Here is a 23,297-nt window from a genome sequence, read left to right on the forward strand (position 1 = left end):
TCCTAAGACTGCGGCGCTGCTTGTACCGCTTTAACAAAGCGGTCGGTAACGTAATCGCTGTAATCCTCAGCAACCTGCGGAATTTTCCCCTGCGCTTTCAGGAAGGCGGCAGTATCGGCAATCGCCTTATCCACGGGTTTGCTCAGTTGGGTAATTTGCTCGGCTACCGGTAAATAAGTATTTCCCTTCACTAATTCGGGAATCTGAGCTTCCGGCACGCCGCTCAAACGGGAAAGCTGTTGTAGATTTTGCGCGTTTATCAGCCATTGGTTCGGTTGAGACAAATAAGCCTGCTGCGCATCCAGCGCGCTACGGGCAAAGGCGGTCACAACTTCAGGATGCGCCTTGGCGAAATCTTTTCTCACCACCCATACATCCAGCGTTGGTGCCCCCCAGCGCCCGACTTCCGCCGAATCGGTCAACACTTTGCCTGTTTTCGCTAATTCATTTACCGCAGGTGCCCAAACATAAGCGCCATCAATATCTCCGCGCTGCCACGCCGCCGCAATGGCCGGCGGTTGTAAATTCAGGATAGTGACCTGATCGGGCTTTATCCCCCAATGTTTTAACGCCGCCAACAGGCTGTAATGCGTTGTAGAGATAAAGGGAACCGCAATGCGTTTGCCGATCAGTTCCTGCGGCGTTTTGATGTCTTTTTTCACCACTAAAGCTTCGGAACTACCGAGTTGAGAAGCCAGCAAAAACACTTCAATGGGAACCTGCTGACTGGCAGCAACTGCCAATGGGCTGGAACCCAAATTGCCAATTTGTACATCGCCAGAGGCCAGTGCGCGCACCACGCTGGAGCCACTGTCAAATTTGCGCCAATCGACCTTGGCTCCGGAGAGTTTGGCAAAACTGTTTTCTGCCTGTGCCACTTTCGCCGGTTCCGCAGCCGTCTGGTAGGCCACGGTAACGTCCACCGCGTGGGCAGCAGTCGTTGCCAGCGACAACACCAATAAACTCAAAGAGAAAGGTTTGAACGCCATGGTTTGCTCCACTTGGATAAAGTTGCCATTCAGTGACATCACTGCAGCAGGAGCGCAAAGACGCTCGGTATCCACAGTTGTACCCAAGAGAGATAACGACATAAAAGAATAAAAAAATATTTTTTATTCTTTTGATGAATAAGAGATAAATAAAACGGCAGAGTGAAGCTCGAGCCAATAAGAGGATCTGGGGTGAGTATCGCTGTCACAGACCCGGAGGGAAATAACCTATGAGTCTGATTCAGCGCATAAAAATCGAGATATTAATTACAACACAATTGCGCCTTGCAGAAATATCTTGGCATAACCGGCAATCACCGTGCGATCGCCTTTCAAGGTACAGAAAAGCTCGCCTCCCCGATGCGATATTTGGCGGGCATGGAGACTATTTTTACCTAAACGCGCGGCCCAATATGGCATCAAAGTACAGTGCGCCGAGCCGGTCACCGGATCTTCATTTCCACCCAACGTAAAGAAGCGCGAAACGAAATCGACTTTATCGCCGGGGGCGGTAACGATCACACCACGCCCCATTTTTTCGATCAGTTCGCCAATATCAGGCTGCAAATCATGTACCTGCTGTTCCGACGCCAATACTACTAATAGTGATTTAGCCTGCAACACCAGCTGAATGTCCACGTCCAGCAGCTTAGTTAAAATGTCTGGTGTAGCAATAGCTTGCGGCGGTAGAGAAGGGAAATTCAAGGATAACAGTTCAAAATCTTCGGCTTCGCGCTTCACATAAAGCTCGCCGCTGGCAGAACGAAAGACAATGTCACTCAAGGCCGGATTGACATGGCTGAACATCACATGCGCCGCTGCCAGCGTTCCGTGTCCGCACAAATCCACTTCCCGCGTTGGCGTAAACCAACGAATCGCAGTTTGATCCCCATCATCCCAAATAAAACTGGTCTCAGGTAAATGCAATTCCGCAGCAATGGCTTGCATGTGCTCTGTCGTTAACGGACGTTTTAGCAGGCAGACGCCAGCCGGATTACCCAGCAGACCCTCGCCAACAAAGGCATCTACGTGAAAATAGTTAAAATCGCTCAAATCGATATCCTATAGCAGCAAAGTATTGATGTGATTAATGCCAGATCAGAAGCACACAGGCCGCCGTCAATATCCCCATCGAGACATTAAAGGTAAACCAGGCGCGGCGGCTACGCAGCATTTGGCCGATCACACTACCGAAGCCCAACCAGACGATACCGCACACCAGATTGACCAAAAACATACCCAAGCTAATCATCACGATGGAATGATCATAGGCGGCACCGGCCAGACTGAAACTAGCAACCGAGCCTAATCCCATCAACCAAGCCTTTGGATTAAGAAATTGTAGCAGCCAGCCTTGATACAGACGCATCGGTTTAGGCGGTGCAACGTCGGTTTCGAGTTTTTGATAGGCAGAAGTGGCAACTTTCCATGCCAACCACAGTAAATAGAGGCTACCCAGAACTTTCAATGCCAGATGCAGCGAAGGGTAAATCAAAATCAGGCTGCCCACGCCGAATGCCACGAACAACAACACACTTTGCATTCCCAGCATAATGCCCAACATCAGCCAAATGGAGCGAGTAAAGCCAAAGTTAGCGCCAGAAGCAGTCAACAACATATTATTTGGACCAGGCGTGATTGCGGCAACCCAAAGAAAACCTAACATCGAAAGAAATAAACTTAGCTCCATGAAACGGGTGCCTCTCACCCTTGAAATAGATGCGATATATCATTGAAGCTAACAGTGTGATATTGATCATACAAGAGCAATAGCATGATTTAAATTCATCTTATGTATGAGATCTTTCGCCCGCTAGCCGGTGCCAGTAACCCACATTTACAGACTCTGTTACCCCGCCTGATCCGGCGTCGAATACGTCTCCAGCCGTTTTGGCAGCGCCTAAACCTGCCCGATGGAGATTTTGTCGATCTCGCCTGGAGCGAAGATCCAGACCTCGCCAGAGAAAAACCCAGAGTCGTACTGTTCCACGGTCTGGAAGGCAGCTTCTACAGCCCTTATGCTCACGGCCTGCTGCATGCCTGTCGAGAACAGGGCTGGCTCAGCGTAGTCATGCATTTTCGCGGCTGTAGTGGAGAACCTAATCGTAAATCCCGCATTTATCATTCCGGCGAAACGGAAGATGCCCGTTTTTTCCTACAGTGGCTGAGGGACAGCTATGGTCAGGTACCAACCGCTGCCGTCGGCGTCTCTCTAGGCGGCAATATGCTAGCCTGCTATTTGGCGCAACAGGGGGAAAATAGCCTATTGGAAGCTGCGGTCGTGGTTTCCGCTCCACTCATGCTGGAACCTTGTGCCTACCGTCTGGAACAGGGATTCTCACGGGTCTATCAACGTTATTTGCTCGATCAACTCAAACTTAACGCGACACGTAAATTATTAAGCTATCCCGGCAGCCTACCGCTGGATTTATCCCAGCTAAAAAACTTACGCCGGATACGCGATTTTGATGACGTCATCACCGCACGAATACACGGTTTTACCGATGCGCTGGATTATTATCGCCGCTGTAGCGCCCTACCCCTATTACCGCAGATCCGTACACCGCTGCTGATTATTCACGCTAAAGACGATCCTTTTATGACGCCAGACGTTATTCCCGTTCAAACGGCATTACCGTCGAATATTGAATATCAGTTGACGGAACACGGGGGTCACGTTGGTTTTGTCGGCGGCTCTATAAAACAACCGAAAATGTGGCTGGAACAGCGTATTCCGGCCTGGCTATCCCCTTATCTGGAGCAAAAATGATTATTCCATGGCAACAAATAGACAGCGCTACGCTGGAAAATTTGATCGAAGCTTTCGTGCTACGCGAAGGAACCGACTATGGCGAACAGGAACGATCGTTGGAACAAAAAGTGGCCGACGTACGCCGCCAGTTAGTCAGCGGCGAAGCCGTATTGGTGTGGTCGGAACTGCATGAAACAATCAATATTATGCCTAAAGCGCTATTTCGTGCCGGCTCAGAAGAGCAAGAATAATCCGTCACTCACTCTGTTATTTCACCGTGGTGTCCAACGCGATACCACAGTGAAACAAGATGACAAAACCGCCGCTTTGCCCTAAAAGTAACTATCAGCTATTTTTCTTCGGCCATTATCCCCAGCTCATTACTGGCAGATAAATCATAATAATCCTTTGAAAAATATAACAATAACTCAGTACCCTACGGAGCAGAACCCCTATGTCAGCCAAACATCCGGTGATTGCAGTAACAGGCTCAAGCGGTGCAGGAACCACAACGACCAGCCTGGCTTTTCGTAAGATATTTCAACAACTAAACATACGAGCAGCCCAAATCGAAGGGGACAGTTTCCACCGCTACACACGCCCGGAAATGGATGCAGCGATCCGCAAAGCGCGGGATCTTGGCCGCCACATTAGCTATTTTGGGCCTGAGGCGAATGATTTCGGTTTACTGGAGCAAAGCGTGTCTGAATACGGCGAGCACGGCCGAGGACGCTCACGCAAGTATCTGCATACTTACGACGAAGCCGTTCCCTACCATCAGGTGCCTGGAACTTTCACTCCTTGGGAGCCACTGCCAGAACCCACCGACGTTTTATTCTACGAAGGTTTACACGGCGGCGTAGTGACCGAACACCATGATGTAGCTAAACATGTCGATCTGTTGGTTGGCGTTGTCCCAATAGTGAACCTTGAGTGGATACAGAAACTGGTTCGGGATACCGGTGAGCGTGGCCATTCACGAGAAGCAGTGATGGATTCCGTGGTGCGTTCGATGGATGATTATATTAATTACATCACACCTCAGTTTTCCCGAACTCATATCAACTTCCAGCGGGTGCCAACTGTAGATACATCCAATCCTTTTGCAGCCAAAGCTATTCCGTCTTTGGATGAAAGTTTTGTGGTGATCCATTTCCGCGGGCTGGATCAAATTGATTTCCCTTACCTTTTGGCGATGCTGCAAGGTTCATTCATTTCAAATATCAATACATTGGTTGTTCCCGGCGGAAAAATGGGGCTGGCAATGGAATTAATCATGGCGCCTTTGGTACAACAATTATTAGAAGGAAAGAAAATCGGCTGATTCCGGCAGAGCCAATCAATACGTAACCTCTAATAAATGAAGACGGCTATCATTTGATAGTCGACTCTTATCAGTGAATAATCCATATAAAAATAATAAACAAAATCATAATTAAATACATCAACAAATTAATCACTTTTATTTAAAATAAAACAGTGCTAGTTTTTATTCGCCCATTACTGTTTCATACCCAATAAGCCATGCTGGAAAAACTTAAGGAGTGTATAAATGGAAATAGCGGATATTGGCCGTACTGCACTTATAGAGACCGATAGATTAAGAAGAAATGGAAGCTGCGTATTTTCCACATGTGAATATAGCAACCCGACTGGCAGCCATACAGATAGAATATTCATTCATGCAATAAATGAATTGGAAAACAATATTATCTTCTTTCCCACGGGCTAAAAGATAATGGCTCAATTGCGAAAATTGAGTACGCAATCTTGCCCCTAGCTCTAATTACCGTTTTATTATGCTTTTCAATTTAGTTATCGGAAGCAGTGGGTTAGCAACCCCCTCTCCGGCTCAGCGTTTTATCGGTATTCCCAACATGATTCTCTGTGCTATTGGTACAGTTCTATACATCACAGTATCAAAGAAGGTGTTTCTATATGGCTGGCACACCCATGAGCGCCTAACGCTAAGGAATATCATTACATGACTAATCGCCGCTATTTATTTAAGCAACAATAGAAATTTATTACTGATAGATAAATATCACGCAGCACCTATTTCTAGGCTTATTATCGTAGAATATATTTTTGTTTTTTATCTTATTCAGATAACCATGTTCTATTTAACAGGTATTCAGGTGTCGCTAAATTTATTAACACTACCTATTTTCACATTGTTATTGTCGTACCTCGACGAACGTATTCTGATTTCATCAAGGAGTATTTTTTCATTAAGGTTCATACTGGCAATGTTGCTGTTTATGTCCGTTTATAAATTAAAGACCATTCGATAACATGGAGTTAAACATGATTAAAGTCGTCATTGTTGATGGTTTTTCTTCCGGAAAATTTCTGGCGAAGGAACTATTTGATGCGGGTTGCTTGCTATTACACATTTCGTCTAGCGCTGATTTACATGATTACTACTATTATGGGTTTGATTATTCGATCTATTCGTCGCTACTCACCCATCAAAACTTATCCGATACCAACCAGGATGTTGCGCTATTCGCCCCCGATTACATCATTGCCGGAGCTGAAAGTGGCCTTTTGCTCTGCGACGAACTCAATCATCGCTTTGGTTTGCCTTTTGCCAATGACTATAACCATAGCGAAGCCCGCAGAAACAAATATGCCATGATTGAAACCATTACCCATGCCGGTTTAGCTGCCGCACGACAAACCACCGCCAGCGAATGGCCAGCCGCCGAACGTTGGATTAAATCTCATCACGGCTACCCCGTCGTACTAAAGTCGTTGGCCAGCGCAGGCTCTGAAGGCGTATTCATTTGCCATTCTCAGGCAGAGGCTGAAGACGCATTTGTTCAAATAATGGGTAGCTACAGCAAATTAAATGCGGTTAATCAGCAGGTGTTAATTCAGGAATATCTCGAAGGCGCGGAATACGTGGTGAATATGGTTTCACTGATGGGCAGACCGCTGGTAACTGAAGTTGTCCGTTACACCAAACTTCGTCTTGCTTCAGGGCGGATTCTTTATGATATCGATGAAATTCTGGATGCATCCTTCGAGCATTATCAGGCGCTGGTTAGTTACACTCGCCAGGTAATTGAGTCATTAGGAATTCGCAATGGCCCTAGCCATGCAGAAGTGATGTTAACAACGTCGGGGCCTAAATTAGTCGAGGTGGCCGCCAGAACGGACGGAATTCTGCGTCCTACCATATCGGCGCGTACCACCGGATTGGGGCAAATTTGTGCCACGGTTATGGCAATCACCGCACCGACGCAGTTTCTGTCATTTACCGAATGCCATCCGTCATACCAGCTACAAAATTACTCTTACAATATCGGCCTGATTAATAGACATAAAGGTATCTTCCATCAGCAGGATTTTTTATCCGAACTTCTTACTTTACCGTCTTTTTCACTGGCTGATTTTTATGTAGAAGAAGGTGATGCTATTGGGGTCACTCAGGATGTTTTCAGCCAGCCAGGTGCTATTTATCTGGTTCATTCTGACGCAGAAACCATTCGCAATGACTATCTAACGATCAGGCGCCTGGAAAACGACGGCGTTTATCTTAAAAATGTATAGGAATAAATACGATAACAGCCTGATAGAAAATCAAAAAATTGAACCGCGGCGATTGACTGCGAAATATGAATCGCGGTGAGTAAGGGAACAGCGGGGGATTTAACGATTTAAGATGTTTGAGTCTTTGAGTCTTTGAGTCTTTGAGTCTTTGAGTCTTTGAGTCTTTGAGTCTTTGAGTCTTTGAGTCTTTGAGTCTTTGAGTCTTTGAGTCTTTGAGTCTTTGAGTCTTTGAGTCTTTGAGTCTTTGAGTCTTTGAGTCTTTGAGTCTTTGAGTCTTTGAGTCTTTGAGTAGCAGTTTCCGGATAAACAGGCAGTGATACAAGCAATTCTGTACGTATATGAATCCTATAAATACAACGCCCGGAGCGAATAAACCGGGCGTTGATAAATATGGTCAGGTTAGAGAGCGAATTTCAAAACTGTGGGTGATTTTGGCAGCCTTACCCAACATCAGGGCTACCGAGCAGTATTTCTCCGCGGAAAGCTCAACGGCTCGCTCGACGGCTTTTTCGGTCAAATCTTTACCACTGACGACAAAATGCAGGTTAATCAAGGTAAACAGGCGAGGGGCTTCCTCCCGACGCTCGGAGGTCAATTTTACTTCGCAGTCGTGCACATCGTTGCGCCCTTTTTGCAAAATGGACACCACATCGATAGCGCTACAGCCACCGGCCGCCATCAGCAACATTTCCATCGGGCTTGGGGCTTTATCTCCGGCGTTACCATCCATTAAAACCTGATGACCAGAGGCGGATTCACCCAAAAAAGTCAGACCTTCAACCCATTTTACTCGTGCCTGCATACCCGTCACTCCCTATTAGCTTTTCCGAATCAGACTACTCTTTCATTCATAAAGTGGCAATGTAACCAGACCCTCATCATGCTGAAGCGATACAACACAAGACACTGGCCTCATCCTGTGCTACAAACAGAGCCGAAGAGATGTTTCTTAGAATAAAAAGGGTAGAGATCAAGACTCAGTGAAGGGTCTCTATCTGAGATGTATATTGGCTATACCTTTCGGTAGTTGAGCAAATTAATATGCTAATAGAAAGTGTATTTTATAAACACGCCGTACAGGGAACTCTGAGCCCTGTTAAGTTAGGCAGCGATAACAACAGAGGATAACAGCGAATGGTTCTCGGCAAGCCACAAACAGACCCAACTCTCGAATGGTTCCTGTCTCATTGCCATATTCACAAGTATCCATCGAAGAGTACGCTGATTCACCAGGGTGAAAAAGCCGAAACGCTTTACTACATCGTGAAAGGTTCCGTTGCGGTTCTGATCAAAGATGAAGAAGGTAAAGAAATGATTCTCTCCTATTTAAACCAGGGGGATTTCATCGGTGAGCTTGGATTATTTGAAGAAGGCCAAGAACGTAGTGCTTGGGTTCGTGCAAAAACCGCCTGTGAAGTGGCTGAAATTTCTTACAAAAAATTCCGTCAGCTGATTCAGGTTAATCCAGATATCTTGATGCGTCTGTCTTCGCAGATGGCGAATCGCCTGCAAATTACATCCGAGAAAGTGGGCAACCTTGCTTTCCTTGATGTGACCGGGCGTATCGCGCAAACGCTGCTTAATCTGGCAAAACAGCCTGATGCAATGACACACCCAGATGGGATGCAGATTAAGATTACTCGCCAGGAAATTGGCCAGATTGTTGGCTGCTCCCGCGAAACCGTCGGTCGAATCCTGAAAATGCTCGAAGATCAAAACCTGATCTCTGCGCATGGTAAAACGATTGTCGTTTACGGCACCCGTTAATTACCTAAAAAAACCGGTTCCCTGTGCTTAACATGGCACCGGTTTTTTCTTTGTCTGCATATGGACGACGGATATTGACCTGATGTGGCGTCGGCTGATTTACCACCCTGAAGTAAACTATGCATTACGGCAAACGCTGGTGCTGTGTTTGCCTGTGGCTATCGGTTTGTTGCTCGGTAATTTGCAGCTTGGCCTGTTATTTTCCTTAGTCCCTGCCTGCTGCAATATCGCTGGCCTAGATACCCCCCATAAGCACTTCACCAAACGCTTAGTCGTTGGCGGAACTTTATTCGCCCTCAGCAGTTTTCTGATTCAACAATTCCTGCTGTGGCATATTCCCCTCCCCCTGATTATGTTTGGCCTGACTCTCATTTTAGGCGTTAACGGAGCCATCAGCCCCCTGCACGCCCGTTTATTGCCCGCTGCGCTAGTCGCTGCGATATTCACACTAAGCATGATTGGCCGCTTCCCAATTTGGCACACTCCGCTACTTTTCATCGTTGGCACCGCCTGGTACGGGCTATTTACCGGCCTGTGGTTCCGCCTGTGGAAAGAACAGCCGATGCGAGAAACCCTGAGCCAGCTATATCGCCAGTTAGCCGATTATTTAGAAGCCAAATACAGTTTGCTGACTCAACATATCGATCCGGAAACCGCATTGCCGCCGTTGCTACAACGCCAGCAGGGCGTAATGGATTTAATAACCCAGCTTTATCAGCAACTTAATATGCTTCCTCATACTCATAAAAGGGAGCAAAAGCGGCTACGATTAATGTTTCAGGTGGCGCTGGATTTGCAGGAGCACATTACTGTCAGTCTGCACCAACCGGAAGAAGTGCAAAAACTGGTGGAACAAAGCCATGCAGAAGCGGTCATCCGGCGGAATGCGCAGGTCATTGCTCATCGTTTGCGGGTCGTCGCTGATAATCTTCTGTATCACCGCCATGAATTACAGCGTTTTACCATGACCAACGAGCTGGCAGCGCTGGAAAAAATCGCCGGACAGCACCCGGATAATCCGGTTGGCCAGTTTTGTTATTATCATTTCCGTCGCATCGCGCGCTTGCTGCGTAACCAACGGCCGCTCTATCGGCGAGATTTAATGTCGGACCAACACCGGTTGCCGTTCTGGCCAGCGCTCGCCAGTTATCTTTCGTTTAAATCCGTCGCGCTGCGTAATGCCGGCCGTCTGGCCGTTACGCTAGCCGTCGGCAGCAGTTTGGGAATGGCATTTAATCTGCCTAAACCCTACTGGATTTTATTGACCGTGATGTTGGTCACCCAAAACGGTTATAACGCGACGCGGGTAAGAATTCAGCACAGAGCCTTGGGAACGTTGGTCGGGCTGGTTATTGCAGCCGGTCTGCTGCAACTTCAGCTTCCACAAGGTACCACGCTGACCATTATGCTGTTTATCACGCTAGCCGCGTATTTGGTTCTGCGGAAAAACTACGGCCTGGCGGTCATTGGGCTGACTATTACCGCCGTGTATACGTTGCAACTGCTGGCACTCAATGGCCTGCATTTTCTGGTTCCGCGCCTGATTGATACTCTGATTGGCTGTGCGCTGGCCTTTGGGAGCACCATCTGGCTGTGGCCGCAATGGCAAAGCGGTCTGCTGCGTAAAAACGCTCATCAGGCACTGGAAAGCGATCAAAATATCCTGCAGTTATTACTCAAAAAGACGCCTAACCTTGGCGAGCTGGCAAATGAACGAATGCAGGTTAATCAGGCACATAACGCGGTGTTTACTTCCCTTAATCAGGCAATGCAGGAACCGGGCTTTAACTCCCGTTATCTGGCCGATATGCGTCTGTGGGTGACTCACAGCCAGTTTATCGTCGAGCATATCAACGCGATGACAATTCTGGCGCGGGATCATTACATGCTGACAGAGAAACTGGCGGAAGAGTATTTACAGCGCTGTGAAATTGCGTTGCAAAGCTGTCAGCAGCGGTTGGAATACGACGGGCCGAGCAGCGAAAATAGCTTTATGCGTCCACCAGAGCTACATCCGGATATGCCAATCACCGAAATGGAACGCCATCTCAGGCGCATTTTGTCCCATCTAAGCGTGATGCACACCATCTCGTCTTTAGCCTGGCGACAACGACCACATCATGGCATTTGGCTGAGCAGAAAGCTTCGGGATAGCTGAGTGTTTAAAAAAACACTAGCGGAACATAATTGAGGAATAAATTACCGGGCTGATGAGGCGTCCTAATTACAGGACGCCACTGACTAACTTTTGGAGATGCACATCTTGCAGTTGCCCAACGCCAAGCCGATTCATACTGTCTCTGTGATGACCACGCAACAAAGCGGCGACTTGCCGTTATTCAGCGTCTAGAACTGCGGCAACAGCCTGCGCAAATCGCGCCATACCCTGCTCGATGTCTTCTAATTCAATCACTAACGATGGTGCAAAACGCAGCACATTCGGCCCGGCGTTTAAAATCATCAATCCGTTGGCCGCTGCTGCGGTCAGGAAATCACGCGCCCTCCCATGATACTGTGGCTTCAGCTCAGCGCCGATAAGCAATCCCATCCCGCGAATATCGGTGAACAGATCGTATTGCTTCCCGATAGCCGTTAATGCCTCCGCAAACAGGTCGTGACGCTGCGCTATGCCATCTAACACCTGTGGGGTATTAATCACATCCAGCGCCGCTTCTGCCACTGCACAGGCCAAAGGATTACCCCCGTAAGTCGTACCGTGGGTGCCAACGGTCATCACCGAGGCAATTTCCTCCGTTGTCAGCATTGCGCTGATTGGGAAACCACCACCCAGCGCCTTCGCCGTGGTCAGGATATCCGGCGTAATGCCGTAGTGCATATAGGTGAACAGCTTGCCGCTGCGTCCCATGCCACTTTGAACCTCATCGAATACCAACAATGCCTGATGACGATCGCACAGTTCACGCAGCCCCTGCATGAATACCGGATCCGCTGCGGTGATGCCGCCTTCTCCCTGAATCGGCTCCAATACGACGGCGCAGGTATGGTCGTCCATCACCGCTTTTACTGCGGCTAAATCGTTGAAAGGCACGTGGATAATATCAGCGGGTTTTGGGCCAAAACCGTCGGAATATTTAGGTTGCCCACCGACGGATACGGTGAACAACGTGCGTCCGTGAAAAGCATTATGGAAAGCGATAATCTTGGTTTTATACGGACTATGGCGCTCAATGGCGTAGTGGCGCGCCAGTTTGAAAGCGGCTTCATTGGCCTCGCCACCGGAGTTGGCGAAGAACACCCGATCGGCAAAGGTAGCGTCAATCAGCTTCTCAGCTAGGCGTAATGCGGGTTCATTGGTGAAAACGTTGCTGGTATGCCACAAGGCTTCCCCTTGCTGATGCAGCGCAGCAACCAACGCTGGATGGCAATGGCCTAGAGCCGTGACCGCAATTCCGCCAGCAAAATCGATATATTCATTGCCTTGCTGATCCCAGACCCGACTGCCTTTTCCTTTAACGGGAATAAACTGAGCTGGTGCATAAACCGGTAGAATCACTCGATCAAACGTGCTCCGATTTACCGCTGATTTTTCTGTCATTCCGCTGTCCGCCTTGATGATACGCGCTGATACCGCTCGCCATTAGTGAAAATATAATCACAAAATATGCATAAAAAATCACAAACAGGCAAACAAAAAACGCTACGAACACGAAAACAATCGTAATGCATTAATTTTTAAGGAAATTATCCAGCAGCTGATGACCTTGCTCGCTGAGGATGCTTTCCGGATGAAATTGCACGCCTTCCAGCGGAAGCGTGCGGTGGCGTATCCCCATAATTTCATCGAACGCACCGTTTCGCTCGGTCCACGCCGTCACTTCAAAGCAATCTGGCAGCGTTTCTGGCGCGATAACCAGAGAATGGTAGCGAGTCACAGTAAGTGGCTGATTTAATCCACGGAAGACACCCTGGTTATTATGGTTAATAGCCGTGGTTTTCCCGTGCATAACCTGACGCGCTCTCACGATGCTGGCACCCAAAGCTTGCCCCAGCGCCTGATGCCCCAAACACACGCCTAGAATCGGCATTTTGCCGGCAAAATGACCGATCGCCGCCAGCGAGATACCGGCTTCGTTCGGCGTACAGGGGCCGGGCGAAATCACCAGATGGGAAGGAGCGAGTTCTTCTATATCAGAGAGTTGCAGTTCATCATTACGCTTTACCAGCACCTCTGTACCCAATTCGCAAAAGTACTGGTAAAGGTTGTAAGTAAACGAATCGTAGTTATCAATCAGTAATAGCATTTTCAATCCAACCTAAATCATGACCCTGCCATCTTACTGATTTTCACGTCATTCGTTGATGAGTTTGTCGCAAAACCTAGCGTTTACGGCCACCGGTAATCGAACCCAATACACCGCGCAAAATTTGCCGCCCCAAATCTCGCGCCATGCTTTTAGCCGCAGTTTGGACAATACCATCACGCTTGCCGCCGCGCGGGCCGGTAGAACCAAACAGCAAATCGTTCAATCCAGCCATCAGCCCACCGCCAGCTGCCGGTTCATTAGGCGATGACGGCACAGTTTTGCCCGCTTCGGCAGCCTGTCCAACCGTAGAAAAACCGTCTGCGGCCAGTTTTTCATAGGCGGATTCACGATCCACCATTTCCTCATAACGACCGTACAATGGCGAATGATTCAGCGCATGATTTCGAGCGGCATCATCTAAAGCACCCATTTTCGATTGCGGCGCTATCACCATCGCCCGCTCCACGACGTTTGGCCGTCCCTTTTCATCGAGAAAAGAGACTAAAGCATCACCCACGCCCAATTCGGTTATGGCTTGTTCCGCGCTAAAAGCCGGATTGGCTCGCATCGTTTGCGCTGCCGATTTTACCGTTTTCTGATCGCGAGGAGTGAACGCGCGTAAAGCGTGCTGCACCCGATTACCAAGCTGGCCGAGAATTTTATCGGGAATATCTAGCGGATTTTGCGTAACAAAGTAAATTCCCACGCCTTTTGAACGAATTAAGCGCACCACCTGTTCAATTTTGTCCAGCAACGCCGTTGGCGCATCGTTGAACAGCAAATGAGCTTCGTCAAAGAAGAACACCAGCTTTGGTTTCTCTACATCACCCACTTCTGGTAACTGCTCAAACAGTTCCGCCAGCAACCACAGCAGGAAAATGGAATAGAGTTTCGGCTGATTAATCAGCTTATCCGCAGCCAGCAGGTTGATAATCCCCCGCCCATTGCTATCTACTCGCATTAAATCCTGAATATCCAGCATGGGTTCACCGAAGAACTGGTTCGCCCCCTGCTGCTCCAAGGTCAATAAACCGCGCTGAATCGACCCGATAGAAGCCGGCGAGATATTGCCGTACTGAGTGCGGAAATCTTTGGCGTTATCTCCCACAAACTGCACCACGGCGCGCAAATCTTTCATATCCAGCAGCAATAAGCCTCTGTCATCGGCAATTTTAAATACCAATTGCAGCACGCCGCTTTGCACATCGTTCAGATCTAACAAACGGCCTAGCAGCAAAGGCCCAAGATCGGAAATCGTTGCCCGAACCGGATGCCCTTTTTCACCAAAGATATCCCACGGAATAATCGAGCAAGCCTGCGGCTCCCAGTCATTGACGCCAATCGCAGCCAAACGAGCCAAGAGTTTTTCAGATCCCGCGCCTTCGGCACCAATACCGGACAAATCACCTTTCACATCGGCTAAAAATACCGGTACGCCAATGCGGGAGAATTGCTCGGCCATTTTTTGCAATGTCACCGTTTTACCGGTGCCTGTAGCGCCGGTAATCAAACCATGCCGGTTGGCCAAAGCCGGCAAAATCGCCAGCTCACCGGTTGCAGAAGCGGTTCGGCCTCCAGTTTTAGCAATGACTAACGGCTGCTCACTCATTTGCCTTCACCTTTTTTATTCTGAAACGATTTTATTCAGAAACGATAGCTTTATGCCGAAATTATAGGCGCGAATCTCAGTAACATCCTCTGTTTGCCAAACTGCAGCCCCCCGCTTGCGAGTAAAGTATCTAGCTATAAAAATACCGTACCACATGGAAAAACACCGGAGCGGCAAAACATAAAGAATCAATACGATCCATCATGCCACCGTGCCCTTCAATCATGGCGCCGAAATCTTTAATTCCGCGATCTCGTTTGATCGCCGACATACACAAGCCGCCGGCAAAGCCCAATAAGGTAATCAGCAACGAGATTAATCCGGCCTGCCAGAAGCTAAACGGCGTCGCCCACCATAAACTGGCGCCAATCAGGCTGGCGCTGAGAATTCCGCCGATAAAACCTTCTACAGTTTTATTCGGACTTAATTTCGGCACAATAGGACGTTTGCCAAAAAGCTTACCGAATACATATTGCAGAACGTCCGAAAGCTGCACCACTATCATCAAAAACAGCAGCAGTTTGATATTTTGATTTTCATAGCCGGGAATATTCAGCATCAGCAGCGCTGGCGCGTGGCTAATACAGTAAACCGCAATCATCATGCTCCACTGAATTTTCGCCGTTCGCTCGAGGAAATGCTGGGTATCACCGGATAAAGCAATGCGGGTTGGAATAAACAGAAAAGCGTAAACCGGGATAAATACCGCAAATATCCCGTAGGCTTCCATACCAACCAATAAATACTGTACCGGCAGCATAATGAAGAAACACCAAAACAGCGCTTCATGATCGCCGCGTCGGGTTGGCGTAAGAGTGATGCATTCTCGCAGGGCAAAAAATGACATCAGAGCAAATAACACCACAGAACCAATAGTGCCCAGCGCCATCGCCAGCACGGAAATAATACACATCAACCACCAGGCTCGAATGCGGGCATTCAGGTTTAAAATAGTGCTACGTGCCGCAGGAGAAACGTTCACGCGGGAAAGAATAAAGCCAATCAAACTGGCGATCGTCAATAAACCGAATAAACCGCACAGCAGCAATTTTAATTCATTATCAAACGCCATCATGGTGCCATTTCCTCTAGTGCCGCTTTAATTCGCGCCAGAAAAGCCGCTTTATCTTCTCCCGCCTGCAAGCCTGTCACCGGTACGCCAAAGGTCGCTGAGCAAATAAAAGGCACCACCAGTTTGGAACCTTTCGGTAATACGCGATTGAGGTTTTCCAGCCACACGGGAACTAATTCGACGTCTGGGCATTGGCGAGCCAAGTGATAAATCCCACTTTTAAAGCTTTGAATATTTTCTCCATCACCGCGCGTGCCTTCAGGGAATAAAATTAGCGACTGATTGTTCTCCAACGTTTCCAATAGCGGCGTCAGCGGATTTTTACGCGCTTCAGCGCGACCCTCCACCGTACGGCGCTCCACCAGCACCGCGTGAAAAACATACTTCGCCAGATAACGGCGTAACCGTGTTTTCGACCAATAATCCGCTGCTGCCACTGGATGAACCTGACTGCGCAAATGGCGCGGCATGCTCGCCCAGATCACCAGCCCATCTAAATGACTGGAATGATTGGCATAGTAAATTCTGACCTGTTTATCTGGTAACGGAGCAAGCCAGCGAGCTCGAATTCCGGTCAGCAAACGGCATAAAGACACCAGAATGGTCGCCACCAGTTTGCTACTGAGAATAAAAGGAAATTTAATCATTAGGTGGCAATTCCTTCCGCTGGAGTTCATTCATTACCGCGCGGGTACGTAAAATCGCGGTAACAATGGTCCCGAGGCCAATAATCCACAGGCAGAGATATAAAATCCATTGGTTATAGGCAGGCACAACTGCGGCAATCACTGTGCCGAGGGTTAACAGAGCCATGCGGTGTTGCTTAGCCATTGGCCCACTGAATTGTTGAGCTAAACCGCAGCTACCGCCCAAAACGCGGACATAGGCCGTCATTGCGGCGAATAGTGCTGCGGCCCAGCTTAGCGTTATTGCATCGGTAAAAGCGGTTAAACCGTAGCCCACGCCAATTAAAATCAAAGTATCGGAGATGCGATCCGGTAAATCGTTATATACCGCGCCCACAGGGCTTCGTAATCCGCCTTCTACCGCGACCATGCCGTCTAATAAATTGCAGATTAACCGAGCCTGAATCATGAAAGCCGCGGCGATAAGCAATAGGCCGCTGACCAGCGCTGAATCCTGACGAAAAGCGCAGAAGAAACTGAGCCCAGCCAATGCAGAAAAGAGAATGCTAAAGAGGGAAATGCCGTTGGGCGTTGCGCCGCGCTGTTGTAATACTCTGGCGAAGGTCGTCGCCCACGCTGTATTTCTGGCACGTATTGGCCGACGATCTTTAATATCCTGATTCATAGTCAATTAACTACCTTGTCACCGCAGAAAATAATCCATACAACCCTGCTCGGCTAATTACTCAGATACTATTGTGGTGATTCCTGGGCTATCCCAATATGGATTCTATTCCGGCCAACGTTATCCCTAACCAAGTTGGGTTAATATACAGCAAAGATGTGGCAATAATGAGGACTAAAAAAGCGGTGAGAGTCGCGCTTAATTCGATGCTAAGAAAGGGATGATTGGACGGAATTAACGCTGAGAGTAGTGAAAACCCCGCGGCTAGTTATTACAGCAACGGGGTGTCGAGAACTAAGGTAAAACTTTGGCTGACAGGATGGTAATAGGTTTAACCGGCACGTTTTGGTACGGCCCGATATTTTCCGTTTGCACTTGCGATATTTTATCGACGACATCCATGCCTTTTACTACCTTGCCAAATACCGCATAACCAAAATCACGTTGACCGTGATCGAGGAATGCATTGTCCGCCACGTTCAGGAAGAACTGACTGGTTGCGCTGTCTTTATCGGCGGTACGTGCCATAGAAATGGTGCCGCGCAGATTACGCAAGCCGTTATCCGCTTCGTTCTTGATTGGCTGATTGGTCGCTTTTTGCTGCAAATCCGCAGTAAAGCCACCACCCTGCACCATAAAGCCTGGGATTACACGGTGGAAAACCGTGTTGTTGTAATATCCGCTATTAACATAATTAACAAAATTCTGGGTGGAAACCGGTGCCTTCTGATTATCGAGCGCTAATTCAATATTCCCTGCCGAAGTGGTCAGCAATACATGGGGAGCAGCGGCTGCAGAAGCGGCTGGAGCCATGGCAGTCAGGGAGATCAGCGTAGCGAAGGTCACTAAAGTACGTTTAAACATTACGGTTCCTTTCTCTTAGAGACAAACAACGGAAAAGCGCCTTGATTCTAAAGAGCTGTCCCCCTCAGCGCTACCCATTTACCAATATTTACTTAACACAACGGACATTTCTGATAAAAACTCGTGTAATTGCGGTTAATGCCCGAAATAAGCCGTTTATACATCCAATATAAGTGAATAGTTTTGCAGGCCAGATCACGCCTTGCCCACCCATTTTCATTTCATCCGCCGTTTTTGCGAGCTTCATCTCGTTTTGATTTTGGTTAATCGTTAATCATCTACAAATGAGAGCGCTCTCATTTTGAATTTACCTAGTCAGAGTTACGCGATGAGGGACATGGCGACAGGATGATTAGTGCGGAATCTCTGTCGGTAGAAAACAGTAGCTACCCATAGACATTGGCCGAAAACCTCCTCGTAGCTTCCTCTGATACATACATGACGAAAAACCGGCGAGCGCAGCGGATACAACTCGATTAGATACAACTCGATTAATAGGTATGACCGAGGAAACGGCACATTGCTTATCGCTTTGGTTTATACCCGGCAACATTTATCAATGCCTTGGTCATGTGGGATTCAATCTTTACGTGATCGAACTTTACCCTCGCCAGAGCCGTTTGGAGGCCAACAGTGAAAAAGTTTAAAATCGCCATTATTGGTGGCGGCAGCAGTTATACGCCGGAGTTAGTTGACGGTTTAATTCAACGAATCAATGAGTTACCGGTGACAGAATTAGCACTGGTTGACGTCGAACAGGGCCGTCAAAAAGTCGAAATCATCGCCGCACTCACCGAGCGCATGCTGGCACGCCACGGCCTGGAGCAGGTTAAGGTCAGCGTACATTTCTCACTGGATGACGCCATTCGCGATGCCGATTTTGTTCTGACCCAATTCCGTGTCGGCCAGCTCCCTGCTCGCGCCACGGATGAACGTTTGGGATTGAAATACAACCTGATTGGGCAGGAAACCACTGGCGTCGGCGGCTTTGCTAAAGCGCTGCGCACCATTCCAGTGATGATGGACATCGCTCATCGGGTTGAACGTTTGGCGCCCAATGCCTGGATCATTAACTTCACCAACCCGGCCGGCATCGTCACCGAAGCGGTTTCCCGCTATACCAAAGCTAAAATCATTGGCTTGTGTAATGTACCAATCAGTATGCATCACATGATCGCCAATCTGCTTCACGCGCCTTACGAAGATATTCAACTGCGCTTTGCCGGACTGAATCATATGGTTTGGGTGCATGAAGTGCTGCAACGGGGCAAAGATGTGACCGCCGACGTGCTGAAAATGCTGTGCGACGGCGCGTCTCTAACCATGAACAACATTAAAGAAGCGCCGTGGCCACCAGAATTCCTGCGAGCAATGGGCGCAATTCCTTGCCCATACCACCGTTATTTCTACCAAACGCAGGATATGCTGACCGAAGAAGTGGCGGCAGCGGCCGAGCGCGGCACCCGTGCCGAGCAGGTTATGCAGGTGGAGAAAGAGCTGTTCGAACTCTATGCCGATCCAGAGCTGGATACCAAACCGGAGCAACTCAGTTTCCGCGGCGGTTCTTTCTATTCGGAAGTTGCCCTAGAGCTAATTCGGTCGATTTATAATAATCTGGGCACACAATTAGTAGTGAATACTGCAAACCGTGGTGCAATTCGCGGTTTAGCAGACGATGCTGTGGTAGAAACTAACTGTATCGTTGATGCTCAAGGCGCACATCCGCTGACATTTGGTCAATTACCTGACTCAATGCATGGATTAATTCAGCAGGTGAAAGCCTATGAGCGTTTAACGATCGAGGCTGCGGTCCATGGCGATCGCGGCAGCGCATTGCTGGCTCTGGTCACCAACCCACTGGTCGCCAATGCCAGTATCGCTCAGCCTCTATTAGAGGAGGTTTTGGAGGCCAATAAGCCTTATTTACCTCAGTTTAAATGATGTAAAGGGATAACAACCCGCTTTCAACCGCCAGTTTTGCTGGCGGTTGAAGTTTGGAAAAACAGGAGCAGCACATGGTTACGCTGGAAGACGTCGCGGTACTGGCCGGGGTATCCCGAGCTACGGTTTCCCGCGTGGTCAACGGTGATACCAACGTCAAACCCCTGACCCGAGAAAAAGTCGAGCAAGCGGTGGCCGTATTGGGCTATACCCCCAATCCTGCGGCGCGCGCATTGGCATCCAGTCACTCTAATACTCTCGGGTTAGTCACCACCTCTTACCGTGGTGGATTTTTTGGCGCGTTGATGGATTTTGTACAAACCGAAGCCGAATCTCACGGCAAACAATTACTGGTGACCCAAGGGCGAGATAACGCCGAGAAAGAATGGCAAGCTATTCAACGACTGTTTAACCTACGCTGCGATGGATTAATTCTGCACGTTCGCTTCCTCAGCGATGAGCGGCTCAGACAATTGGCGGCCACCCAGCGCCCTTTTGTGTTACTGGACAGACTGGTAAGCGGTCTGGAAGAACGCTGCGTTATCTTTGATCATCGCCGCGCCAGCCAGATTGCCACACAGGTTTTGATCGACGCCGGTCATAAACGTATCGCCTGCATCAGCGGCTCCGCTGAACGTCAGTCTAGTCAATTACGATTACAAGGTTTTCTGGATGCGATGGCCGCAGCCGACTTAACGCCGGTCGCCTGTCTGCAAGGGGTTTACGATCTGGAAAGCGGCTATCTGCGGGCGGATGAAGCGCTGCGCCAGTCTCAAGCTCCGACGGCGATTTATTGCTGTAATGAAGAAATGGCTCTGGGCGCATTGCTGGCTATCAATAAGCATCATTTGCAGGTTCCGCAAGATATCTCTCTGCTGTGCTACGACAGCGGCGAACGCGCGCCTTTTGTTTCTCCGGCACTCACCAGCCTACATTTTCCAATTGTCGAAATGGCTCAGTACGCCACGCGTTTGTTGATTAACCCGCAAACGCCCGCCATGAGCTTCGTCCCCACGGTGATAACCCGCGAATCCGTATTACCGCCGAAATAAGCCTCAGGCGTGACGGCAACCAAACCGCCACGCCCTTGGTTATCTATGCGTTTCTATCAGAAAGTGACGTTGAGCTTTGCCCAAATAGTTCGCCCAGGCTCATTCACCGGAGTATTGGCTGAATAGCCAAAGCCGCTATTACCCGCCAAATTAAGGTGCTCGCTGTAATCCTTATTCAGCAAATTATCGATACCAGTACTCACTTTTATCTGCGGGTTAAACTTATAGGCCACGTTGGCCGAAAGTACGCCAAAACCGGCGCTGCTGGCAAAATCCTTCCCAACCACGTTACCTTCGTTAATTGCGACCCGGTGCTGGCTACTGACCAAACGCCACAGCGCGGTGCTGCTCCAATTACCGTTCTCATAAGTCAGTCCAAATCGGGCTTCTAATGGTGAAATCTGCGGTAATGGTCGGCCGTCGGTATTATTTTGCCCACGGGCATAAGCCAGACTGGCATCGGTTTTCCAACGGTCATTAAAGGCATAAGCCATCCCAGCCTCACCGCCCATAATGGTGGCGTCGATATTGTCTGCCTGACTGATCCGCAGATTCTTAGGATCGTATTTGAACAGGATGAAATCATTAACCTTCCCAGCGTAGGCCGAAACCCAGGCGTTAAACTGCTCACCGCTATACTGACCGCCGATATCCAATTGGGTGGTTTTTTCACTTTTCACACCGTCAAAAGCGCTGGCAGAACCGGTAGGCCCAAAGGTCGGGGAAAATAGCTCCCAGAAATCGGGGAAACGTTCGGTATGACCGATGCCTGCATACAGCATCACCGGCGAATCAGCCAAATTATGCTCAAGGCGGATAAAACCGGCGGGTAGCGTGGCAGTGCGCTCCGGTTCATCAGCGCGTTTATAGTTAGTGACTGAATGATGATCGAGGCGAGCACCAACGATCGCTTTATCCTGCTCATTCATTTCCCAGGTCAACTCACTAAACACGCCGTAATGAGTGAAACTGGCGTTTTTGCTCCAGTGGGTTTTATTGTTTTTACGATGAGTATCGGTTTGCGCATCGCCTCCGGCCTCTAGTTTGATATCCTGCCAGAGCCAGGTTCCCATCATGCGCCCACCGAGGGTGCGGCGATCCAGATTACTGGACATCGCCATATGCGGTGGCGTACGTAAGGTACTGTTATCCATCACATGATTGACATAGTTGTAATAGATTTTGGCTTCAATTTTATCCAGCACTTCGCCAATATGATTTTTCTCAAGACGTAGCCCCAGGCTTTCTCGTTTAAACTGAGAACCATCCATACCGCGTCCGGCGTACCGCGCCTCGCCATCGCCTTTACCCATCGTCATTTCCAACAGCGTATCTTCATCCGGCGTCCAGCCTAGGGCAAGATCGGCATTCCACTTATCCCAGCGGGATGGCACCCGATTGCCTACACCGTCTTTATAGTCGCCAGCTTGGGATTGATTGCCCATCATGCGCAAATAACCCTGATCGCCGCCTAAACTCAGGTCGAGATTTTTGTCCCAACGGCCGTTGGAACCCACCAGCAGACTCCCATTACCGGTCACGCCGGTTTGCTCAAAGCGTGGTCGTTCACGTTCAAACAGCACGGTTCCCGCAGATGCTCCCGCGCCCCACAGTACCGACTGCGGCCCTTTTACCACGGTCAGCAAATCGTAGCTTTCTGGCGAAATATAAGAGGTTGGCGCATCCATTCTCGATGGACAGGTGCCAAGCGTCTCCGCACCGTCGGTTAGGATCTTCAAGCGGGAACCGAACATCCCGCGAAATACCACATCACCATTGGTGCCGCCGTTACGAATCTGAGAAAAACCGGGAATGGTTTTCAGATAATCAGCACCGTCGCTGGCCGGAACCGGTTGGCGCGGCGTTTTAGGCGATGTCACTATGGTTAATGGTGAATACTGCGGCGCGGTGACGGTAATCACTTCGGCATCATTCGGTTGATTCACAACATTCGACGCAGGCTGATGGCGAACGTCAGACGCACTGATAGCGCTGAAAGCCAATAATGAACAGGAGGACGCTATGGCGTAAGCCAGTTTGTTTTTTTTGCAGGTGTTATATTTGTTAGACATTATTATTCCTAAAACGAAATAGGTTCATCCGGCAAGGTTTTATCC

The 23,297-nt window shown here is 48.9% G+C and carries 20 protein-coding genes; 8 read left to right on the plus strand and 12 right to left on the minus strand.

Going from position 1 to position 23,297, the window contains the following annotated elements; translation table 11 throughout:
- Nucleotides 1–2: 2 nt before the first annotated feature.
- The 3 genes from tauA to PL78_RS11480 form a co-directional block, all read right to left on the minus strand.
- Nucleotides 3–989, minus strand: coding sequence for a taurine ABC transporter substrate-binding protein (gene tauA, locus PL78_RS11470; protein WP_064518396.1), 987 nt, complete (start codon nt 987–989; stop codon nt 3–5).
- A gap of 267 nt (nt 990–1,256) precedes the next feature.
- Nucleotides 1,257–2,042 (minus strand): PhzF family phenazine biosynthesis protein, encoded by a 786-nt coding sequence (locus PL78_RS11475; RefSeq protein WP_064515603.1) that lies wholly within the window; start codon nt 2,040–2,042, stop codon nt 1,257–1,259.
- 34 nt (nt 2,043–2,076) lie between these two features.
- Nucleotides 2,077–2,679 carry a LysE family translocator gene (locus PL78_RS11480; protein WP_064515605.1) on the minus strand — a complete coding sequence of 201 codons (603 nt, stop codon included), beginning with the start codon at nt 2,677–2,679 and terminating at the stop codon, nt 2,077–2,079.
- A gap of 102 nt (nt 2,680–2,781) precedes the next feature.
- On the opposite strand from PL78_RS11480, the gene PL78_RS11485 reads away from it, so the two are divergent.
- The 4 genes from PL78_RS11485 (at nt 2,782) to PL78_RS11500 (ending at nt 7,299) form a co-directional block, all read left to right on the plus strand.
- Nucleotides 2,782–3,759 carry a hydrolase gene (locus PL78_RS11485; RefSeq protein WP_064515607.1) on the plus strand — a complete coding sequence of 326 codons (978 nt, stop codon included), beginning with the start codon at nt 2,782–2,784 and terminating at the stop codon, nt 3,757–3,759.
- Entirely contained in the window at nt 3,756–3,992 is a 237-nt protein-coding gene (locus tag PL78_RS11490; protein ID WP_049597236.1) for a YheU family protein, read from the plus strand. Before PL78_RS11485 ends, PL78_RS11490 begins: the two co-directional genes overlap by 4 nt.
- Nucleotides 3,993–4,195: 203 nt before the next feature.
- On the plus strand, nt 4,196–5,065 hold the full coding sequence (locus PL78_RS11495) for a phosphoribulokinase (RefSeq protein WP_064515610.1): 870 nt from the start codon (nt 4,196–4,198) through the stop codon (nt 5,063–5,065).
- A 983-nt stretch (nt 5,066–6,048) separates the two neighbouring features.
- The gene (locus tag PL78_RS11500) at nt 6,049–7,299 is read left to right on the plus strand and encodes an ATP-grasp domain-containing protein (RefSeq protein WP_064515612.1); all 1,251 of its coding nucleotides are present in this window, start codon (nt 6,049–6,051) and stop codon (nt 7,297–7,299) included.
- Between the two features lie 394 nt (nt 7,300–7,693).
- Here PL78_RS11500 and PL78_RS11505 read toward each other — a convergent pair whose 3' ends face one another.
- Complete coding sequence (locus PL78_RS11505; RefSeq protein WP_064515613.1) at nt 7,694–8,101, minus strand: OsmC family protein; 408 nt, start codon at nt 8,099–8,101, stop codon at nt 7,694–7,696.
- Nucleotides 8,102–8,433: 332 nt separating this feature from the next.
- Between PL78_RS11505 and crp the strand changes: the two genes are divergently transcribed.
- Complete coding sequence (crp, locus tag PL78_RS11510; protein ID WP_002212297.1) at nt 8,434–9,066, plus strand: cAMP-activated global transcriptional regulator CRP; 633 nt, start codon at nt 8,434–8,436, stop codon at nt 9,064–9,066.
- An 82-nt stretch (nt 9,067–9,148) separates the two neighbouring features.
- Nucleotides 9,149–11,224 carry a YccS/YhfK family putative transporter gene (locus tag PL78_RS11515; protein WP_064515614.1) on the plus strand — a complete coding sequence of 692 codons (2,076 nt, stop codon included), beginning with the start codon at nt 9,149–9,151 and terminating at the stop codon, nt 11,222–11,224.
- A 177-nt stretch (nt 11,225–11,401) separates the two neighbouring features.
- On the opposite strand, the gene argD is transcribed toward PL78_RS11515, so the two are convergent.
- The 7 genes from argD to ppiA all read right to left on the minus strand — a co-directional run bounded on the left by argD (nt 11,402) and on the right by ppiA (nt 18,187).
- Nucleotides 11,402–12,622, minus strand: coding sequence for a bifunctional acetylornithine/succinyldiaminopimelate transaminase (argD, locus tag PL78_RS11520; RefSeq protein ID WP_064515616.1), 1,221 nt, complete (start codon nt 12,620–12,622; stop codon nt 11,402–11,404).
- Between the two features lie 130 nt (nt 12,623–12,752).
- On the minus strand, nt 12,753–13,328 hold the full coding sequence (locus tag PL78_RS11525; protein ID WP_064515618.1) for an aminodeoxychorismate synthase component II: 576 nt from the start codon (nt 13,326–13,328) through the stop codon (nt 12,753–12,755).
- A 76-nt stretch (nt 13,329–13,404) separates the two neighbouring features.
- The gene (locus PL78_RS11530; protein WP_064515620.1) at nt 13,405–14,940 is read right to left on the minus strand and encodes a helicase HerA-like domain-containing protein; all 1,536 of its coding nucleotides are present in this window, start codon (nt 14,938–14,940) and stop codon (nt 13,405–13,407) included.
- 130 nt (nt 14,941–15,070) lie between these two features.
- A complete protein-coding gene (locus PL78_RS11535; protein WP_064515622.1) occupies nt 15,071–16,015 on the minus strand; it encodes a phosphatidate cytidylyltransferase in 945 nt (314 codons plus the stop codon).
- Complete coding sequence (locus tag PL78_RS11540; RefSeq protein WP_064515624.1) at nt 16,012–16,659, minus strand: lysophospholipid acyltransferase family protein; 648 nt, start codon at nt 16,657–16,659, stop codon at nt 16,012–16,014. Before PL78_RS11540 ends, PL78_RS11535 begins: the two co-directional genes overlap by 4 nt.
- The gene (locus PL78_RS11545) at nt 16,652–17,323 is read right to left on the minus strand and encodes a CDP-alcohol phosphatidyltransferase family protein (RefSeq protein WP_064515626.1); all 672 of its coding nucleotides are present in this window, start codon (nt 17,321–17,323) and stop codon (nt 16,652–16,654) included. Before PL78_RS11545 ends, PL78_RS11540 begins: the two co-directional genes overlap by 8 nt.
- Nucleotides 17,324–17,617: 294 nt before the next feature.
- On the minus strand, nt 17,618–18,187 hold the full coding sequence (gene ppiA / locus PL78_RS11550) for a peptidylprolyl isomerase A (protein WP_064515627.1): 570 nt from the start codon (nt 18,185–18,187) through the stop codon (nt 17,618–17,620).
- Nucleotides 18,188–18,820: 633 nt separating this feature from the next.
- Here ppiA and PL78_RS11555 point away from each other — a divergent pair.
- Together PL78_RS11555 and PL78_RS11560 are read left to right on the plus strand one after the other, a co-directional pair.
- On the plus strand, nt 18,821–20,128 hold the full coding sequence (locus tag PL78_RS11555) for a 6-phospho-beta-glucosidase (RefSeq protein ID WP_064515628.1): 1,308 nt from the start codon (nt 18,821–18,823) through the stop codon (nt 20,126–20,128).
- Nucleotides 20,129–20,202: 74 nt separating this feature from the next.
- Nucleotides 20,203–21,180: a LacI family DNA-binding transcriptional regulator gene (locus PL78_RS11560; RefSeq protein WP_064515629.1), complete on the plus strand. Its 978-nt coding sequence runs from the start codon at nt 20,203–20,205 to the stop codon at nt 21,178–21,180.
- A gap of 56 nt (nt 21,181–21,236) precedes the next feature.
- Here the strand turns inward: PL78_RS11560 and PL78_RS11565 are convergent, their stop codons facing one another.
- Nucleotides 21,237–23,252, minus strand: a complete 2,016-nt coding sequence (locus PL78_RS11565) for a TonB-dependent copper receptor (protein ID WP_064515630.1) — start codon at nt 23,250–23,252, stop codon at nt 21,237–21,239.
- Between the last annotated feature and the right edge of the window lie 45 nt (nt 23,253–23,297).

This window comes from Yersinia entomophaga (assembly GCF_001656035.1).
Taxonomy (GTDB): Bacteria; Pseudomonadota; Gammaproteobacteria; order Enterobacterales; family Enterobacteriaceae; genus Yersinia; species Yersinia entomophaga.

Excerpts from the sequence above, each read along its gene's own strand:
- tauA (WP_064518396.1), bottom strand. The coding sequence starts at position 989 with ATGGCGTTCAAACCTTTCTCTTTGAGTTTATTGGTGTTGTCGCTGGCA.
- PL78_RS11480 (WP_064515605.1), bottom strand. The coding sequence starts at position 2,679 with ATGGAGCTAAGTTTATTTCTTTCGATGTTAGGTTTTCTTTGGGTTGCC.
- PL78_RS11485 (WP_064515607.1), top strand. The coding sequence starts at position 2,782 with ATGTATGAGATCTTTCGCCCGCTAGCCGGTGCCAGTAACCCACATTTA.
- PL78_RS11490 (WP_049597236.1), top strand. The coding sequence starts at position 3,756 with ATGATTATTCCATGGCAACAAATAGACAGCGCTACGCTGGAAAATTTG.
- PL78_RS11495 (WP_064515610.1), top strand. The coding sequence starts at position 4,196 with ATGTCAGCCAAACATCCGGTGATTGCAGTAACAGGCTCAAGCGGTGCA.
- PL78_RS11500 (WP_064515612.1), top strand. The coding sequence starts at position 6,049 with ATGATTAAAGTCGTCATTGTTGATGGTTTTTCTTCCGGAAAATTTCTG.
- PL78_RS11505 (WP_064515613.1), bottom strand. The coding sequence starts at position 8,101 with ATGCAGGCACGAGTAAAATGGGTTGAAGGTCTGACTTTTTTGGGTGAA.
- crp (WP_002212297.1), top strand. The coding sequence starts at position 8,434 with ATGGTTCTCGGCAAGCCACAAACAGACCCAACTCTCGAATGGTTCCTG.
- PL78_RS11515 (WP_064515614.1), top strand. The coding sequence starts at position 9,149 with ATGTGGCGTCGGCTGATTTACCACCCTGAAGTAAACTATGCATTACGG.
- argD (WP_064515616.1), bottom strand. The coding sequence starts at position 12,622 with ATGACAGAAAAATCAGCGGTAAATCGGAGCACGTTTGATCGAGTGATT.
- PL78_RS11525 (WP_064515618.1), bottom strand. The coding sequence starts at position 13,328 with ATGCTATTACTGATTGATAACTACGATTCGTTTACTTACAACCTTTAC.
- PL78_RS11530 (WP_064515620.1), bottom strand. The coding sequence starts at position 14,940 with ATGAGTGAGCAGCCGTTAGTCATTGCTAAAACTGGAGGCCGAACCGCT.
- PL78_RS11535 (WP_064515622.1), bottom strand. The coding sequence starts at position 16,015 with ATGATGGCGTTTGATAATGAATTAAAATTGCTGCTGTGCGGTTTATTC.
- PL78_RS11540 (WP_064515624.1), bottom strand. The coding sequence starts at position 16,659 with ATGATTAAATTTCCTTTTATTCTCAGTAGCAAACTGGTGGCGACCATT.
- PL78_RS11545 (WP_064515626.1), bottom strand. The coding sequence starts at position 17,323 with ATGAATCAGGATATTAAAGATCGTCGGCCAATACGTGCCAGAAATACA.
- ppiA (WP_064515627.1), bottom strand. The coding sequence starts at position 18,187 with ATGTTTAAACGTACTTTAGTGACCTTCGCTACGCTGATCTCCCTGACT.
- PL78_RS11560 (WP_064515629.1), top strand. The coding sequence starts at position 20,203 with ATGGTTACGCTGGAAGACGTCGCGGTACTGGCCGGGGTATCCCGAGCT.
- PL78_RS11565 (WP_064515630.1), bottom strand. The coding sequence starts at position 23,252 with ATGTCTAACAAATATAACACCTGCAAAAAAAACAAACTGGCTTACGCC.